Below are 17,225 nucleotides of genomic sequence, written 5' to 3'. Positions count from 1 at the left end.
AATTTTTCAGGATCCACCTTCACTATATAGCACCTCTTTTGAAAGCGCAAACATTTAATTTTCTATATATCCTTTTTATTAAAGTTTATAGAAAATCATTCTTCTACTTTCTTTATCTCCACTCGTTTAATTTGATGCATATCCTTTTCAAGGACTTTAAAATAAAAGCCATGTTTCTCAATAACATCCCCTTCAGCAACGACTTGTTTTTGTACCATGATCCAACCACCAATTGTATCTACATCATCAGCAACCAAATGTATGCCAAATAAATCATTTACTTCACTAATAAGCACTTTTCCCTCTACAATTTTACATCCTTCGCTTATGTGTTCGATAGGCGGGTGTTCATCTTCATCGTATTCATCTCGAATTTCTCCAACAATTTCTTCTAAAATATCTTCTAGCGTGACAATGCCTGCTGTACCACCATATTCATCATATAATACAGCTAACGGAATTCGCCTTCTTTGCATTTGTAATAGCAAATCATGAATTGGGATATTTTCTAATACTTCAATAACTGGCCTTGTATATGGTGTAATCGAGCACTCTTCCTCTCGATTACCATCCATATAACGAATAAATAAATCTTTTACATTAACCATTCCGATAATCTCATCTTTATCTTCACCAAATACAGGATATCTCGTATATTTTTCTTGCGCAATTACTGTAATATGTGTTTCAAACGGCTCGTCCTCATATAATCCTACAACTTCCGTACGAGGTACCATAATTTCCTTTGCTACTCTATTATCGAATTCAAAAATATTATTTACGTATTTAAATTCCCTTTGATTAATCTCTCCGCTCTCATAGCTCTCCGATAAGATTAACCTTAATTCTTCTTCTGAATGAGCTACTTCATGTTCAGAAGCTGGATGTAATCCAAATAAACCTGTTACAAGCCTTGCCGAACCATTTAAAGCCCAAATAAACGGATACATAACTCGGTAAAAATAAATAAGTGGCTTCGATAATAATAAGCTAACTTGCTCTGACCTTTGTATAGCTAATGTTTTTGGGGCAAGTTCCCCAATAACAACATGTAAAAATGTAATCACTGCAAAGGCAATAATAAATGAAATTGTACTAGCAATGGCAGGAGATAATTGTAACTTTAAGAACAATGGCTCGAGTAAATGTTTTATAGTTGGCTCTCCTAACCACCCGAGCCCTAACGCAGTAATCGTAATACCTAACTGACATGCTGATAAATACTCATCTAAATTTGCAGTTACTTTTTTAGCAGCCAATGCACCTCGTCGTTTTTCAGTAACGAGTTGATCAATGCGACTGCTACGCACCTTAATAATTGCAAACTCAACAGCCACAAAAAAAGCTGTTAATGCAATAAGAATGGCTACCATCAATAATTTTAAAATATCCACGTATGTCCTTTAGCTTTCTTAGCTAAAGTTACACCTCCTTTTAAAAAGAAGTTTCACTTTAGTTTCTTCAATTATTAGAAAGCAACCCTATATAAAATTCACCAATTTTCAAACCTCATATAATTCTAAAGGTAAACCGTCAGGATCTTGGAAAAAGACGAATTTCTTCCCCGTTATTTCATCAATACGTATCGATTCCGTCTCAACACCACATTGATTTAAATGCGTCACAGCTTCTTCTATATTTATAACTGCAAATGCTAAATGTCTAAGACCAGCTGCTTCTGGAAAACTTGGGCGCTCAGGCGGACTTGGAAATGAAAATAATTCTATTTGATACTCTTCTCCTACACATAAATCCAACTTATAAGAATCGCGTTCCTTTCTATATACTTCATTTATCACTTTAAAACCTAATATTCTAGTATAGAAATCCTTTGACACTTCATAATTCGAACAAATAATTGCAACGTGATGCACTTTACATATATTCATGATTTCTCTATTCCTTTCTTTACCAAAGATGCATATTCTCCCTTGAAATGAAAAACATATATAGCAGAACATCTCTTTTAGGGGGCTTACTATGAAATTTATCACTTTTTTTGTCGGACTTATCGTCGTTTTCTTCCTTGCTTATATTGCTAGCAATAATAAGAAACACATTAAATTCAAACCTATTTTCATCATGCTTATTATACAGTTAATTTTAACCTATTTATTATTAAATACAGAAATTGGTCTCATACTTATCCGGTTCATTTCCAGCCTTTTCACAAAGCTACTCGAGTATGCTGCTGATGGTATAAACTTTGTGTTTGGCGGTCTTGCAAATAAAGGTGAGATGTCGTTTTTCCTTACTGTATTATTACCGATTGTCTTTATTTCCGTCTTAATTGGTATATTACAACATTTCAAAATACTACCATTTTTTATTCATTGGATTGGTTTCTTTCTTAGCAAGATAAATGGTCTTGGGAAATTAGAATCTTACAATGCCATCGCTTCCGCTATTGTCGGCCAATCAGAAGTGTTTATTACGGTAAAAAAGCAATTAGCACAAATTCCAAAACACCGTCTTTATACACTTTGTGCATCAGCCATGTCAACAGTATCTATGTCTATCGTAGGTGCCTATATGACGATGATTGAACCTAAATATGTAGTAACTGCACTCGTTCTCAATTTATTTAGCGGTTTTATTATCATACTCATCATTAACCCTTACGACGTTAAAGATGAAGAAGATATTTTGGAAATAAAAGGTGAAAAGCAAAGTTTCTTTGAAATGCTTGGCGAATATATTCTTGATGGTTTCCGGGTAGCCATTGTCGTTGGCGCCATGCTCATCGGATTCGTAGCATTGATTAGCTGCATTAATGACCTATTCCTCATTATATTCGGCATTACTTTTCAGCAATTAATCGGCTACGTATTTGCACCTATTGCATTTCTTATCGGTGTACCAAGTTCTGAAATTGTCGCAGCTGGTAGCATTATGGCAACGAAGCTTGTAACGAATGAATTTGTAGCAATGATGGATCTTAGTAAAATTTCCAATAGCCTTTCTCCCCGTACAGTTGGTATCATTTCTGTTTTCCTCGTTTCTTTTGCCAACTTTTCTTCTATTGGAATTATTTCCGGTGCAGTAAAAGGGTTAAACGAAGACCAAGGAAATGTTGTGGCAAGGTTTGGGCTTAAATTACTATATGGAGCTACTCTCGTTAGTATTTTATCTGCAATTATCGTAAGTATTATGTTGTAATTAGGTAAAATTTTATCATTTTCTTATCCCTATCTTTTGTATACAATAACGAATAGGTGTCTTATAAAGTGAAACTTTACTCAGAGGGGGCTATCCCCCTTTGAGTATTAGCCTTCACCAATCGGGCTTTTACGGGCAGTTAACTCCCACCTAACTTCCTTGCATTCGCTGGACTTTGAGGTGGGAGTTTTACTGCCCGTTAATGCGGGATAAATAATCAAGACATCTATTTTTTATACATGTACAATCGCTTTTATTTAGCGTAAAATATTTTTTATGTGTTTTAATACACCTAGATGTATACACTTTGATAGTTTTAAAGGAGAAAAAATGATGAAATCCGACACAAACAACAATATGCGAGCCAAAAAAGGACGCTCAAAGAAAAAACGCCTACTTTGGTTCCTTCTTATTCCATTACTAATTGTAGCACTTGGAGCAGGAGGTTACTCCTTCCATATATACAGTAAAGCAAAATCCATTTTAAATAACGCTTATTCTGAACTAGGTCGAGGAGATAAATCCAACAAACGTGAAAAAGCAGTTAAACCTATGACTGATAACATTTCCGTACTTATTATGGGTGTTGATGAAAGTGATATTAGAGAAAAAAATTATGGAAAAGCAACTCGTACGGATGCGCTATTACTTGCAACAATTAATAAAAACGATAAATCCGTTAAACTTGTAAGCATTCCACGTGACTCACGCGTCTACATTAAGTCACGTGATAAATACGATAAAATTACACATGCACACGTATTCGGCGGTGTAGACAGCACGATTGATACAGTAGAGAACTTTTTAGACGTTCCTGTTGACTACTACGTAAAATTTAACTTTAAATCCTTTATCAAAATCGTTGATTCCCTTGGCGGTATTACTGTCGATGTTCCTGTTGAGTTTTCAGAACAAAATAGTAAAGACGAAGCAAATGCAATTCATCTTAAAAAAGGACGTCAACATTTAAACGGAGAAGAGGCACTTGCACTAGCTAGAACTCGTCACATCGATAGCGATTATATGCGCGGTCAACGACAACAACTTGTTTTAGAAGCTATTGCCGAAAAAGCACTATCTCTTAATTCCATTAATAAAATCGGTGGCCTACTAGATGCTGTCGATAATGATTTAAAAACAAATTTAACTTTTGATGATATGATGACAATTGCAAAAAATTCAATGGATTCAAGTTTAAAAATGGACAAATTTCAAGTGGAAGGTACAGATAAATATATAGATGGTATTTATTATTACGTTCCAAACGAAAAAAGCGTGAATAATATATCGACAACACTTCAAGAACATCTCGGTGTTACGAATAAAAATGAGCATAAAAAATTATAATAAAAAGGCTGCTAGATTTTTCTAGACAGCCTTTTTATTATAATTTTCAACAAATTTTTCATGCATATTGTGACAAAAAGAGACAATTATTACAACAGTGTAACATTTTTTATAAAAACATTACACATACAATGGAAATAATAGTATACTAGAACTTACATACTGTTATTTCCATCATTTTTATACAAAAAATGTAATACATATATTTATACACAAATTTCTGGGGGGAAATAAATGAAGCTAAGTAAAATACTGATCGGTTCTGCAATTGCAGGGGGCATATTACTTTGTGTAGGCGGTATTGGTGGATATCAATATGTATCCAAATTAAATAATCAATTAAATAACACCGCATTACCAAATACTACGTTTGAAGGTATTTCTCTTGCTGGAAAAAATAAAGCAGATATTCAAGCAATTATTAATCAAAAAATAAATGAATTAGATCAAAAATCTCTTACCTACATATTCCAAGATGATAAACAAACTTACATATGGAAAAATTTAGGTATAAATTATAAAGAGAAAGATATCGTAAACAAAATCTTTAAAGAACAAGAAGGAAACGTAATGAGTCGTTACAAAATGCGGAAGCAAGCTGAAAACGATGAATTAAAACGTGACTATAAATTAACACCACAATTAAATACACCAGCTTATGAAACCTTTATAAAAGATAAATATAATGAAACATTAAAAAATCCTGTTAATGCAGAATTAAGTATTGAAGGCTCTACTGTAAATGTTAGTCAAAGTCAAAACGGAGAAAAAATTGATAAAGGCAAACTACGCGATTTAACAAACGAAGCTATTACTACTGGTAAATCAGATGTTACATTACCGGTTACATTAATAAAACCAGAACGTTCTACAGAAGATATACAGAAAATGGGGATTAAAGAAGTAATTGCTGAGTACTCTACTCCAATGGCTGGCCGTAATGGTAATCAATCCTTTAACGTAAATAAATCAGCTAATACTTTAAGTGGAGTTATTGTAGCACCTGATGAAACGTTTAGTTTTAATGGCCGTGTTGGTGTAACTGATGCTGCACATGGTTATAAATCTGCCGCAGTATATTCACAAGGTAAAGTTATACAAAGTGCAGGCGGAGGCGTTTGCCAAGTCAGTAGTACTTTATATAGCGCAGCTTTAAGGGCAGATTTAGGAATTGTTTCTCGAAGTAATCATTCTATGCCCGTAAATTATTTACCACTTGGGCAAGATGCAGCAGTGGCAGACTATGGTCCGGATTTAAAATTTAAAAACAATACAGGTAATCATATTTATATTCAAGCATTTTCAAATGGAGGTAGTATTACTACACGCATTTTCGGTACAAATACTGGTAAAAATGTTGAAGTTTCTTCTCAAGTAATTAGTAGAACTAATGATAAAATAACAGCGGTTACGTATAAAAAAGTAACACAAAACGGCGAAGTACTATCAAATGGACAAATTTCAAAAAGCGTATATAAAAGTGCCCCAAAACAATGAGATACTATCAAACGGACAAATTTCAAAAAGCATAAAGAAAAAGGCGTGATCTACTCACGCCTTTTTCTTTTGCAGTAATAGTAAAAAAGTTTCAAGATGATCCTTCGTTTCTTCTAAAGACCATATACGATTCCCTTGCTTCGCAGCTAGTACGCACGCTTCTTCCCACGCGTTCTTGTTCTTCATATATACTAATTCATCGCGTAATTTCAAAACAATTTCTTCATCTTCTTGCTCTATAAACTCTGCCATCACGCTTACTATTTCATCCTCATGAATACTTAACGTACAGTATGATTTAAGAAAGTATTGTAATGTCGTATACATATGTACTCCCCCTTCTTATTTGTCAGATGGATAAGAAGTAATAATCTTATATCCTAAATCTCCTGACTTATCTCTCGCTAAAACAGTAACAGTTTTTACTAACTTATCTTTTACATTCATATTTTTCTTTATTACCGTTTTCCCGACCGGGAATGAATGAGTTGTATTTAATACGAGACGAGCCTCTTTAGAATTTTTTAACCAATCTTGAATTTCTTTATCATGTTGCTTCAAACTATCTTTTACAGCTTTCGTCGCTGTTTCTTTATCATAGTATGTACTTGCCGCTGATACTTTATCTGTCTTCAAACGATTCTTCAAATCCTCTTCTGATTTTCCTACATGCCTTTCAATCGTATGACCATTTTTAGGCGGCCCTTCCATTTCATCTAAAATATTATCACTAATTTTTTCTACTGACGTACCTTGATTCCCTGTTTGTTTCTCAGTTTTTTGTTCTTTTCCTGCACATCCACTTAAGATCAGCATCAATGCCAGTAAACTACTGAAGAAAAGACTATTTATTCGTTTCATCATATCACCTCTTCCATGATTATTATCGTAACTTCACTAAAAGTCAATTTCACAACGAAAAAACACATACATTTTTTAAACCCTTCAGCTATTTTGCTATATTTACCACTCTATCTTCATCAAACCACTGTTTTTCACCTACTTTAAAATATACCCCTATGATTTTATAATTATTTCCCGAATTAAAACACCATTTAAAACACTGCATAAACCCTTTAAAAACAAGGTTTATGCAGTGTTTTTCAATAAATTATAATATACCCCCATTTTCATATACCTAATACCCATATACGGTATACAAACGCCGTTCTGTCAACGTTTTCTACATTATGTAAATTTCTCCTTGCCTATCCATTCGAAATATGGTGTAATGCAAAAAAAGATAAAGGATTTTATAATATGGCAGAAACGATTCAAAATTTCCTAACAGAATACTATTCAATTGCAATTCCACTTAGTATCTTAATCAATATCATCATCAGTCTTTTAGGTTTTATCCCTAGCATCTTTTTAACCGCCATTAATATACAGCTATTTGGCGTTACAAATGGCACACTCATTTCGATCGCAGGCGAAGCATTAGGGGCTATTATCTCGTTTTATATTTATCGCATAGGCCTTCAAAAGTTCACTCACGATAAAGTAAATAAGTATCCAAAGGTAGAGCGTCTTCTTTATGTAGAAGGTAGAGAGGCCTTTCTACTCGTTCTATCGTTTCGATTGATACCTTTCATCCCATCAAGTATCGTGACTTTATTTGCAGCTCTAGGGAAAATGTCATTACTCTCCTTCAGTATTGCCAGTACAATAGGTAAAATACCGGCCTTATTGATTGAAGTATATTCGGCATATCATGTTATGAATGGAACAAATGAAGCGAAGTGGATTGTAACAATCGCAGGTTGCATTGGATTGTTCTATTTGTGGAAAAAATGGAGAAAAAAATAAAGAAGGAGCCTATGCTCCTTCTTTATTTTTGAAGTATTTTATTAATATCTATCCCTTAAATCCTTAGTTTACACCAACAGCACTAAATGATTGCTTCACTGCATTTACTTCTGCAGAGCTAGCACCATATAAATCCGCTGCAGCTTGTACTGCACCAGCACGAGCTTGACTAAATGTAGTAGATTGCGTGAAATACTGTGTATTTGCACGGTAGTAAATCGCACCTAATTTATCTTTACCAATACCAGTTACAGTTACACCAGAATGCGTACCGCCATTTGCTAATAAATAAGCTTGCTTGTTAATAATACCACTGTTCGTATGAACCCCACCGTTATCACTAGTACCAGTGTAACGCTTAGAATAATGGTCTGGGTCACCATATTTCGCTGGATCACTCATAGAGCGAAGTGCATCTCCTGCTTTACCAGGCGTGTAAATATCTTCACCAATTTCCCAATCTGGATTACGATTATCATAGTATTCTACTAAAGTACCAAAGATATCAGAAATTGCTTCATTTAGCGCTCCTGATTCATTTTGATAAATTAAATCCGAGCTATTTTCCGTAACAGCATGCGTTAATTCGTGACCAATTACATCAATTCCACCAGATAATGAAGTGAATGTTACACCATCACCATCTCCGTATACCATTTGTGAACCGTTCCAGAATGCATTATTATACTTACTTCCGTAATGAACTGTTGATTTTAATGGTGCTCCTGCATCATTAATAGAGTTTCTATTAAATGTAGCTTTATAATAATCATATGTTCTACCAGCATAGAAATGAGCATCTACTGCCGCTGCATCATACGCTGCATTGAAAACATTATCTGCATCTACCCATAATGTTCCCGGTAATGTAGTACGATTTTTCGCATCATATGTGAAAATTGTTGCCCCGCGCGTATTATCTTGCAAGTAGTAAGATGATCCAGATAACGTTGTATTAAGCGATTTCGTATCTCCTAATACACCTTTACCAGTTCCCACTTTATTCGTTCCTGTTACTGGCTTTGCAGCAGCTTTTGCTTCCTGTTTAGGAGCATCTTGCTTAACTGGTGACTTATCTTCATTTGTTACATGATCAAGTTTATTATATTTATTTAACACTTTACCGCTGTCTGCTTCAATGAAATAGTAGTAGTTTCCTGGGCTTGGATCTAAGAAGTTTAGATTTACAACGTATGCATATGTTGTTTCTTCACCGTTTTGATATACATATAAGTCCGCTTTTGGTTCTACCTCATATTTCGGTGTTACACCTAAATCTTGCTGCGCGATTGCAATCGCTTTTGCGCCTTCAATCTTATTTTTATTTTTCAACTTTTCTTTCTTGTCTAAATCAGGTGCAACTGTTCCAGACAATACTTTTAAAGAACCATCTTTACTTACGTGAGCTACTTGAGTAGAACCCCATACAGGTACTCCTTCGTAAACTTGTTGCATACGTACTACTGTTGAATCAGTTACAGCATCTTTTTTCACTTGTTTCACTTTGAAAGAATCTTGCGCACTCTTTTCCCCTAGCTTATAATCACCTTTTGCTGCATTTAAATAATCAAACACAACAGATTCCGCTTTCTTGCCAGTTGCTCCAGTTAGATCACCAGAAATAAACTCAGGCGACTTCACTGTCTCATTGTACTTCTTCGTAGAGAGCACATTTTTTGAATCTGCAAACGCAGAGCCTGTCCCTCCAAATGTAGTAACTGCCATTCCTGCCGCTAACACTAACGCTAAACTTTTCTTTTTCATGAACCTTCCCCCTAATAAAAATTTTTTTGAAAAAGAGTAGTTTCATATTAGCATTATGTTTCCACTATTAATATACTAAAAATTCAAATAATTATTTTCTCAAGTTTTGTAGAATTTTGAGGAACAAATATTGAAAAAAAAGACCTCCTGAATTTGCATACTTAGTATGCAAATTCAACGGTACAGAATCAGTAGTATTCCCTCATCGATCGGAGCTTCAATTCAAAGCTTCAGCACCAAATGAAAAGTGGTTTATCGATATGACGTATCTATTATTTGAAGAGCGTACATTGTATTTATCAACGATTATGGATGCCTTTAATCGCGAAATTATTAGTTATGTCATAAGCGAATCACAAACACTGACATTAGCGATGAAGACATTAAAACAAGCAATGGGAGGGCAAAAAGTAAAAGATGTCATCCTTCACTCTGATCAAGGAAGTATTTATACAGCGAAGGAATTTCAAGCATATATTAAAGAAAAAGGCAATATCACCAGCATGTCCCGGAGAGGAAATTGCCATGATAATGCCGTCATGGAAAGCTTCTTTAGTCATTTAAAAAGTGAAGCTTTTTACTCACAAAAGATAACAAGAGTATCCAACACAACTTTGCGAAAGATTGCGCTAGAATACATTCATTACTACAATTGTGCGCGAATTCAAGAAAAATTAAACCACCTATCGCCTAAAGAATTTAGGCGATAGGTGGTTTAGATGTTTTGATATGTGTCCCACTTTCGAGGTTCACTTCAGTTTTTTATTAAGAGTTTACCACTTCAACTACATTCTCTCCTTGGCCATAGATATCCGATGTCCAAGCATACTGAGGTTCCAATACCACCAATACAGCTATCAAAGCTAAAGCACCAATAATTATTTTCTTCATATTATTTTCCTCCCTTTTCTTCTAATAAATTAATTGCTAATTTATAATAGTTATTACTTTCTCGAAACTCTAATAATTCTTCATGATACCCTGCCAGTTCTAAATACACCATTTTTAAATCCTTTTTATTCTCTGCACCCCTAAAAAATGGGATCGCCTCAACTTCTAAAAATCTTTTATAAACATCTTTAGTTTCAAAGTATTTATACTTAAGTACCAATAGTATATATAGCATACTTTTATACTTTTCATCCCTCTTCGCGACATCTATCCCTTTACTGATCCACTCTTTTGCCTCTTCAAATTCTTTTAATTCTATACACTGTAAAGCAATCTCATACACTGCATCAATATAATTTAAATCCTCTTCCTTCTTATACTGTAAGCATTGCAAATAATAATCTTTAGCCTTTGCATAGTCTTTTAAGTTATAGTACAAAAATCCTAAGTTATTTAAAGCAATAGCTGTTATGCTTTCTTTATCAGCAAAAGAATTTGCCTCTCTCAAAATATTATTATAAATAGAAAGCGCTTCATTATATTGCCTTTTCTGTATATAACTCAATGCAATAAGCAATTGACAATTTATTACATGCCGAAACTTATATTCATTCTTAAATCCTTCCATTGCTAAATTAGCAAAATGTAAAGTCATATGTTCAACTTCTAATTCATTGTAAACAAGAGCTAAATTGAAATATATTCCATTTTCGCGATACCCTTGCTCCTTCGCCATTACTTCCGTTCGAGCCAAGTACTCCAACGCTGTCTTATATTTATGTTGTAAGAAATAATATAACCCTTTGCTATACGTATATAATAATTTCTGGAATGGTGAATACTTTTTATACATCTTCTTTAAGCTTTCTAACTCTTCTTCAACAGCAGGAAAATCCCTTTTCATAATTAAATAACGTGTATACAGCAGTTTATAATAATTTATAATTTCAAAATCCAAAACATGCTTCATTTCACCTTGCAACTCTTCATATATGCGTTCTACTTGTTGCTTGTCCAAATGAACTAGTGCATTCAACCATTCATCCAGCTTCCCCTTCACATCTTCTTCTACATCTCTTAAATCCGTTACAGCAATCTCTAATCTTGCGCAGAGCAATTGTAGAATTTCTTCTGATGCTTCGATCTTTCCATTTTCGATCTTACTTAAGTATGAGACAGAACAAATGCCCTGACATAATTCTTCTTGTGTCATTTTTTGCTGTAGCCGTTTATAAAAGACTTGTTTGCCTATTTTTTCTAATGTTTGTTGCATTGTCCTCCTCCATTCTCATTACCCCCATTACTCTAATAATACATAAAATCTAGAGAAATATAAATTGATAAATGTTAATTTTCTAAAAAATATGCATTATTTCATTTTTTTCTCTCTTGACTTCGCATCAATATCTCTTCTTTGCTACGAACGTCGTAAAATTGGTATACTATAACCAAATTACGGAGGTGTTTTCGCAATGAATTATTATAAAGACGATAGTTATGCCTTACATACAGATTTATATCAAATCAACATGGCTTATACATATTGGAAAGATGGTATTCATAATCGCCGTTCTGTTTTTGATTTATATTTTCGAAAGCTTCCATTTGAGAATGGCTACGCTGTTTTTGCTGGTCTTGAAAAAATTGTAGAGTACATAGAAAATTTCAGTTTTACCGAGAGCGATATCGCTTATTTAGCAGAATTACAATTTGAAGAAGAATTCCTTCATTATTTACAAAATATGAAATTCACTGGGGTTATTCGTAGTATGCAAGAAGGTGAAGTTGTATTCAATAACGAGCCTTTATTACGTGTTGATGCACCACTCGGTGAAGCACAAATTATTGAAACTGCCCTTTTAAACATTGTGAATTACCAAACATTAATTGCAACAAAAGCTGCTCGTATGAAGCATGCTGCAAATAACGATGAACTTTTAGAGTTTGGCACAAGACGTGCTCATGAATTTGATGCTGCCCTTTGGGGAACACGCGCTGCCTTTATTGGCGGTTTCTCATCTACAAGCAACGTTCGTGCTGGAAAACGCTTCGGGATACCTGTAGCCGGCACACATGCTCACTCTTTCGTTCAAGCGTATCGCGATGAATATGTCGCGTTTAAAAAATACGCTGAAACTCATAAAAAATGTGTCTTTCTCGTCGATACATATGACACATTAAAATCTGGTGTTCCAAATGCGATTCGTGTTGCAAAAGAATTTGGAGATCGTATTGATTTCTATGGCATTCGTCTTGATAGTGGTGATATGGCTTATTTGTCTAAAAAGGCAAGAATATTACTAGATGAGGCTGGGTTTACAAATACAAAAATTATCGCTTCTAGCGATTTAGATGAATACACAATTATGCACCTTAAATCTCAAGGAGCAAAAATTGACGTATGGGGTGTTGGAACAAAATTAATTACATCCTTTGAACAACCAGCATTAGGGGCTGTTTACAAACTAGTTGCGATTGAAGATACTGACGGGAAATTAAATGACACGATTAAAATTTCATCTAACCCTGAAAAGATTACAACTCCAGGGCTTAAACGAATTTATCGTATAGTCAACAGGGTTAATAATCATGCTGAAGGCGATTATATTGCGTTAGATTCTGAAGAGCCTGAAAAAGAAGAACGCTTAAAAATGTTCCACCCTGTTCACACATATATAAGTAAATTCGTAACAAACTTTGAAGCACGTGAACTGCATAAAGACATTTTCGTTAACGGTGAAAGAACATACGAACTACCAAGTATATTAGATATTCAAAAGTATAACGAACAGAGTCTCGCTCTATTTTGGGAAGAATACATGCGAACTTTAAACCCCGAAGAGTATCCTGTGGATTTAAGCCAAGAATGCTGGGATCATAAAATGAATTATATTCAAACTGTTCGTGAACAAGTTGAAAAAAACATCCAAAAATAAACAGAGAAGTTTCCTCCTTCTCTGTTTTTTCAATACTATATGGATATTTGTAAAAAATATATTAAAATAACAAGGTGAATATTTTTTATTTGCAAAATTTAATATTACGTTATTAAAAACTAAAATAATATTTGATATTATTTTATTGAGTCACTTTCAACAAAATAACCGATAAAAAAGAGGACGCAATTGCGTCCTCTTTTTTATAAATCTTTCACTCTTAGTACACGCATTGCATTTAATACTGCAATTAACGTCACACCCACATCTGAGAAAACAGCTTCCCACATTGTCGCTATACCAAAAGCACCAAGTAATAAAACTAATCCTTTTACACCTAATGCAAATATAATATTTTGCCATACAATGCTTCTTGTGCGTTTTGCAATTTTAACAGCTGTTGCAATTTTTGAAGGTTCATCAGTCATTATAACGATATCTGCAGCTTCAATCGCTGCATCCGATCCTAAGCCACCCATAGCAATACCAACGTCCGCTCGTGCTAATACTGGCGTGTCGTTAATACCATCACCAACGAAAGCAACTTTTTCTTTTCCACGCTTAGCCGCATCAATTTTTTCAATCTCTTCTACTTTTTGTTGTGGTAGTAGTTCTGCGTGAACTTCATCTAAACCTAATTCTTTTCCAACAGCTTCACCAACTGCTTTTGCATCCCCAGTTAACATCACTGTCTTCTTGATGCCTAGTTCTTTTAACTTTTGAATCGCTTGTTTTGAATCCTCTTTTACCTCATCTGAGATAACAATATAACCTGCGTATTTACCATCTACAGCAACGTGAACTAATGTACCTACTGTTTCTGGTTGCTTAAATTCAATATTTTCTTTTCTCATTAATTTAGCATTACCCGCGAAAATTTCTTTTCCTTGCACTTTTACAACTGTACCATGACCAGAAATTTCACTATAGTCTTCAATAGCATTTTCATCGATTGATTTTCCATATGCATTTCGAATAGATTGTGCAATTGGATGGTTTGAATATACTTCTGCAAACGCTGCATACTCTAACAGTTCTTCACTAGTAGTACCTTCACTTGGCTCCATTTTTGTAACTTTAAAGACACCTTTTGTTAATGTACCTGTTTTATCAAAGACGATATATTTCACATCATTCAATGCTTCTAAATAGTTACTTCCTTTTACTAAAATCCCACTTTTGGATGCACCACCGATACCTCCAAAGAATCCAAGAGGAATGGATACGACTAACGCACATGGACAAGAAATAACTAAGAATACTAACGCTCTATAAATCCACTCGGAGAATGTAGCACCTTCTAAAATAAGCGGTGGAATAAACGCCATGATCGCTGCTGTAATAACTACAACAGGAGTATAGTAGCGCGCAAATTTCGTAATAAAGTTTTCTGTCGGTGCTTTTTTACTACTTGCATTTTGAACTAAATCTAAAATTTTTGATACAGTAGATTCACCAAATTCTTTTGTAACTTCAATTGTTAATACACCATTTTGGTTTACAAAACCACTTAATACGTCATTACCAACTTCTACTTCACGCGGTACAGATTCACCTGTAAGTGCTGAAGTATCCATCATTGATGTTCCCTCGACTACTTTTCCGTCTAATGGTACTTTCTCACCCGGTTTTACGATAATATAATCGCCGATTTGTACATCTTCCGGTGATACTTGTTTCGTTTCATTTCCAACCTTTACATTCGCATAATCAGGGCGAATATCCATTAATGAAGTAATTGATTTTCGAGAGCGATTTACTGCAATACTTTGGAATAGTTCCCCTACTTGATAAAATAGCATTACCGCAACAGCTTCTGAATATTGTTGAATTGCAAAAGCTCCTACAGTTGCAATTGCCATTAAAAAGTTTTCATCGAATACTTGGCCGCGAGTTATGTTTCTTACCGCTCTCCAAACGATATCTCCACCTATTAATAAATACGCAAGGACGAATAATGGAATTGTTATCATTTGTGGTAAATCAGCTAAGGCAGCAATTCCTGTCAAAATTCCACCGACTACTAATCGCCCTATCATCTTTTTCACATTTGCTTCACCATGGTCGTGACTATGTCCGTGGTCATGGCCGCTCTTTTCTTCACGAACAACTTTCACATCTGGTTCTAACTTTTGAACGACATTCTTTATATCTTCTACAGTCGATTCTAACTCTCTTTTATTCGCAACTTCTACTCGTAATTTCTTTGATACGAAATCAACAGTTGCTTCTGAAACTGTCGGCATTTCCTTAACTTTATTTTCAATCTTCATTGCACAGTTCGCGCAATCTAAACCTTCTAATATAAAAACTTCTTTTGCAACTTTATTTTTTTGCTCTTCTTGCACTTTAATATGTGGTTCTAACTTTGTAACAAGCTGTTTTGCTTCTGTCACAACTTCATTTTCTTTATTTTGTGCTGTTTCTAAAACCATCGTCTTTGTTGCAAAGTTTACAGAGCAAGAATTTACTCCTTCTATATTCCCAACGCCTTTTTCAATTTTCATTGCACAGTTCGCACAATCTAAACCTTCTAACATCAGTTTCTTTTTCACTAATGCTTCTGCCATCGTTCTCCCTCCTCGCGTTTTTATTCTTCCTCGTTTACGTGTTCAAACGCTTGCTCGAAGATATGAATTACGTGCTGGTCAGCTAACGAATAATAAACGACCTTTCCTTCTTTACGATTCTTTACAAGTTTCGCTTGCTTTAACACACGTAGCTGATGTGAAATAGACGATTGTGTCATTCCTAATAAATAAGCTAAATCACAAACGCACATTTCAGCTTCAAATAATGCATGTAATATTCTCGTACGCGTACGGTCACCTAATACTTTAAATAGTTCTGCTACTTTACTTAAACTTTCATCAGTCGGAATTGTTTGCTTCACTTGATCCACGACTTCCTCATGAATTACCGTTTGAGAACAAGTTTCCTGCGGTGTTTCTACTTTATTTTCAGCCATTATAGCTCACCTCTTTAATTGAACATATGAACAACTGTTCATATATCTTATACTTTTATTATATGAGCGCCTACTCATATGTGTCAATAAAATCCGAAAGATTTTTTTGACAATTCCATTCATATTTCAACATATACATATCAATATTCTCCGCACCTATCATACTCTTCATACAAAAAGGATACACGAAAACTATTGTGCATCCTTCTCTTATTTCCCCTACATTAGCTACCCGTAAAAGCCCGATTGTTGAAGGCTAATAATCAACAGGAGATGAAGAACCCCCACTGATTAAAGTTTCACTGCATCCACAATTAACGAAGCAAATTCTAATGTACCATCTTGATTTCTATGATCAAAACGTTTCGAGCGATAAATAAAACCATCTTTCTCATTCCAATCATTATAATGAAACTTACCATTCTCATCACAGTATTCTAAAATCCTAACTTGAAAACCTGCCGATTCAAACATGGACGTGATTGTTTTATAGTTATGAACGATTTTATGACTTGCTGCTGGATGATCTAATGGCCCTGGTCCACCTACTTGTACACCTTGCTGATATTCTTCATCTGGGAAAAATGCATCTGGCACTGCACAACGAATATATCCACCCTCCGTTAAAAACTCATAACAAATTTTTGCAGCTTCGATTCCTTCTTCGTACGATAAATGCTCCCATACATGTTCCGCTAAAATTGCTGATAAAGAATTAGGTTGAAATTTATCAAGCCAAGTTTCTCTTCGCAATAAATTTAATTCTTCTTCATTCGTATGTAACCAACCAGGGTTATTATTATACTCCTCTGCTCCAACAACCACTTTCGTTTCTAGCATTCCTCTTCTCCCCT

At 34.5% G+C, this 17,225-nt stretch carries 15 protein-coding genes and 1 pseudogene; 6 read left to right on the top strand and 10 right to left on the bottom strand.

Translation table 11 applies throughout. The annotated features are described in order from the left end of the window. Window positions 1–95: 95 nt before the first annotated feature. Both DPQ31_RS03265 and DPQ31_RS03260 read right to left on the bottom strand, forming a co-directional pair. Window positions 96–1,394 (bottom strand): hemolysin family protein, encoded by a 1,299-nt coding sequence (locus tag DPQ31_RS03265; RefSeq protein ID WP_000353290.1) that lies wholly within the window; start codon window positions 1,392–1,394, stop codon window positions 96–98. A 108-nt stretch (window positions 1,395–1,502) separates the two neighbouring features. Then, the gene (locus DPQ31_RS03260; protein WP_098226552.1) at window positions 1,503–1,889 is read right to left on the bottom strand and encodes an SMU1112c/YaeR family gloxylase I-like metalloprotein; all 387 of its coding nucleotides are present in this window, start codon (window positions 1,887–1,889) and stop codon (window positions 1,503–1,505) included. Window positions 1,890–1,980: 91 nt separating this feature from the next. Between DPQ31_RS03260 and DPQ31_RS03255 the strand changes: the two genes are divergently transcribed. The 3 genes from DPQ31_RS03255 (at window position 1,981) to DPQ31_RS03245 (ending at window position 6,003) form a co-directional block, all read left to right on the top strand. Beyond that, window positions 1,981–3,159, top strand: a complete 1,179-nt coding sequence (locus DPQ31_RS03255) for a NupC/NupG family nucleoside CNT transporter (RefSeq protein WP_000668851.1) — start codon at window positions 1,981–1,983, stop codon at window positions 3,157–3,159. 330 nt (window positions 3,160–3,489) lie between these two features. Beyond that, window positions 3,490–4,506: an LCP family protein gene (locus tag DPQ31_RS03250; protein ID WP_142345873.1), complete on the top strand. Its 1,017-nt coding sequence runs from the start codon at window positions 3,490–3,492 to the stop codon at window positions 4,504–4,506. A 234-nt stretch (window positions 4,507–4,740) separates the two neighbouring features. Continuing rightward, window positions 4,741–6,003, top strand: a complete 1,263-nt coding sequence (locus DPQ31_RS03245) for a VanW family protein (RefSeq protein ID WP_098911597.1) — start codon at window positions 4,741–4,743, stop codon at window positions 6,001–6,003. 54 nt (window positions 6,004–6,057) lie between these two features. On the opposite strand, the gene DPQ31_RS03240 is transcribed toward DPQ31_RS03245, so the two are convergent. Together DPQ31_RS03240 and DPQ31_RS03235 are read right to left on the bottom strand one after the other, a co-directional pair. Further along, complete coding sequence (locus tag DPQ31_RS03240) at window positions 6,058–6,330, bottom strand: hypothetical protein (RefSeq protein ID WP_000288801.1); 273 nt, start codon at window positions 6,328–6,330, stop codon at window positions 6,058–6,060. A gap of 15 nt (window positions 6,331–6,345) precedes the next feature. Next, complete coding sequence (locus tag DPQ31_RS03235; RefSeq protein WP_000822375.1) at window positions 6,346–6,864, bottom strand: RNase A-like domain-containing lipoprotein; 519 nt, start codon at window positions 6,862–6,864, stop codon at window positions 6,346–6,348. A 399-nt stretch (window positions 6,865–7,263) separates the two neighbouring features. On the opposite strand from DPQ31_RS03235, the gene DPQ31_RS03230 reads away from it, so the two are divergent. Next, on the top strand, window positions 7,264–7,812 hold the full coding sequence (locus tag DPQ31_RS03230) for a TVP38/TMEM64 family protein (protein WP_000852219.1): 549 nt from the start codon (window positions 7,264–7,266) through the stop codon (window positions 7,810–7,812). A 63-nt stretch (window positions 7,813–7,875) separates the two neighbouring features. Here the strand turns inward: DPQ31_RS03230 and DPQ31_RS03225 are convergent, their stop codons facing one another. After that, entirely contained in the window at window positions 7,876–9,576 is a 1,701-nt protein-coding gene (locus DPQ31_RS03225; protein ID WP_087969006.1) for a M4 family metallopeptidase, read from the bottom strand. A gap of 176 nt (window positions 9,577–9,752) precedes the next feature. Between DPQ31_RS03225 and DPQ31_RS03220 the strand changes: the two are divergent. After that, window positions 9,753–10,286, top strand: a pseudogene (locus DPQ31_RS03220) (IS3 family transposase); the annotation flags it as partial. Window positions 10,287–10,341: 55 nt separating this feature from the next. Here the strand turns inward: DPQ31_RS03220 and DPQ31_RS03215 are convergent. Both DPQ31_RS03215 and DPQ31_RS03210 read right to left on the bottom strand, forming a co-directional pair. Then, on the bottom strand, window positions 10,342–10,467 hold the full coding sequence (locus DPQ31_RS03215; protein WP_000720171.1) for an NprX family peptide pheromone: 126 nt from the start codon (window positions 10,465–10,467) through the stop codon (window positions 10,342–10,344). 1 nt (window position 10,468) lies between these two features. Continuing rightward, the gene (locus DPQ31_RS03210) at window positions 10,469–11,740 is read right to left on the bottom strand and encodes a tetratricopeptide repeat protein (protein WP_001187935.1); all 1,272 of its coding nucleotides are present in this window, start codon (window positions 11,738–11,740) and stop codon (window positions 10,469–10,471) included. 199 nt (window positions 11,741–11,939) lie between these two features. Between DPQ31_RS03210 and DPQ31_RS03205 the strand changes: the two genes are divergently transcribed. After that, entirely contained in the window at window positions 11,940–13,403 is a 1,464-nt protein-coding gene (locus DPQ31_RS03205) for a nicotinate phosphoribosyltransferase (protein WP_001110357.1), read from the top strand. A gap of 203 nt (window positions 13,404–13,606) precedes the next feature. Here the strand turns inward: DPQ31_RS03205 and DPQ31_RS03200 are convergent, their stop codons facing one another. The 3 genes from DPQ31_RS03200 to DPQ31_RS03190 form a co-directional block, all read right to left on the bottom strand. Continuing rightward, window positions 13,607–15,973: a heavy metal translocating P-type ATPase gene (locus tag DPQ31_RS03200; protein WP_199632316.1), complete on the bottom strand. Its 2,367-nt coding sequence runs from the start codon at window positions 15,971–15,973 to the stop codon at window positions 13,607–13,609. A gap of 20 nt (window positions 15,974–15,993) precedes the next feature. Continuing rightward, entirely contained in the window at window positions 15,994–16,371 is a 378-nt protein-coding gene (locus DPQ31_RS03195; RefSeq protein ID WP_000829679.1) for an ArsR/SmtB family transcription factor, read from the bottom strand. 291 nt (window positions 16,372–16,662) lie between these two features. Then, a complete protein-coding gene (locus DPQ31_RS03190) occupies window positions 16,663–17,211 on the bottom strand; it encodes a class I SAM-dependent methyltransferase (RefSeq protein ID WP_000894486.1) in 549 nt (182 codons plus the stop codon). Window positions 17,212–17,225 lie beyond the last annotated feature (14 nt).

The organism is Bacillus sp. COPE52 (assembly GCF_003355115.1).
Lineage (GTDB): Bacteria > Bacillota > Bacilli > Bacillales > Bacillaceae_G > Bacillus_A > Bacillus_A toyonensis.
Note: the sequence above shows the minus strand (reverse complement) of the source record. Positions and strands in the feature narration are given on the sequence as shown.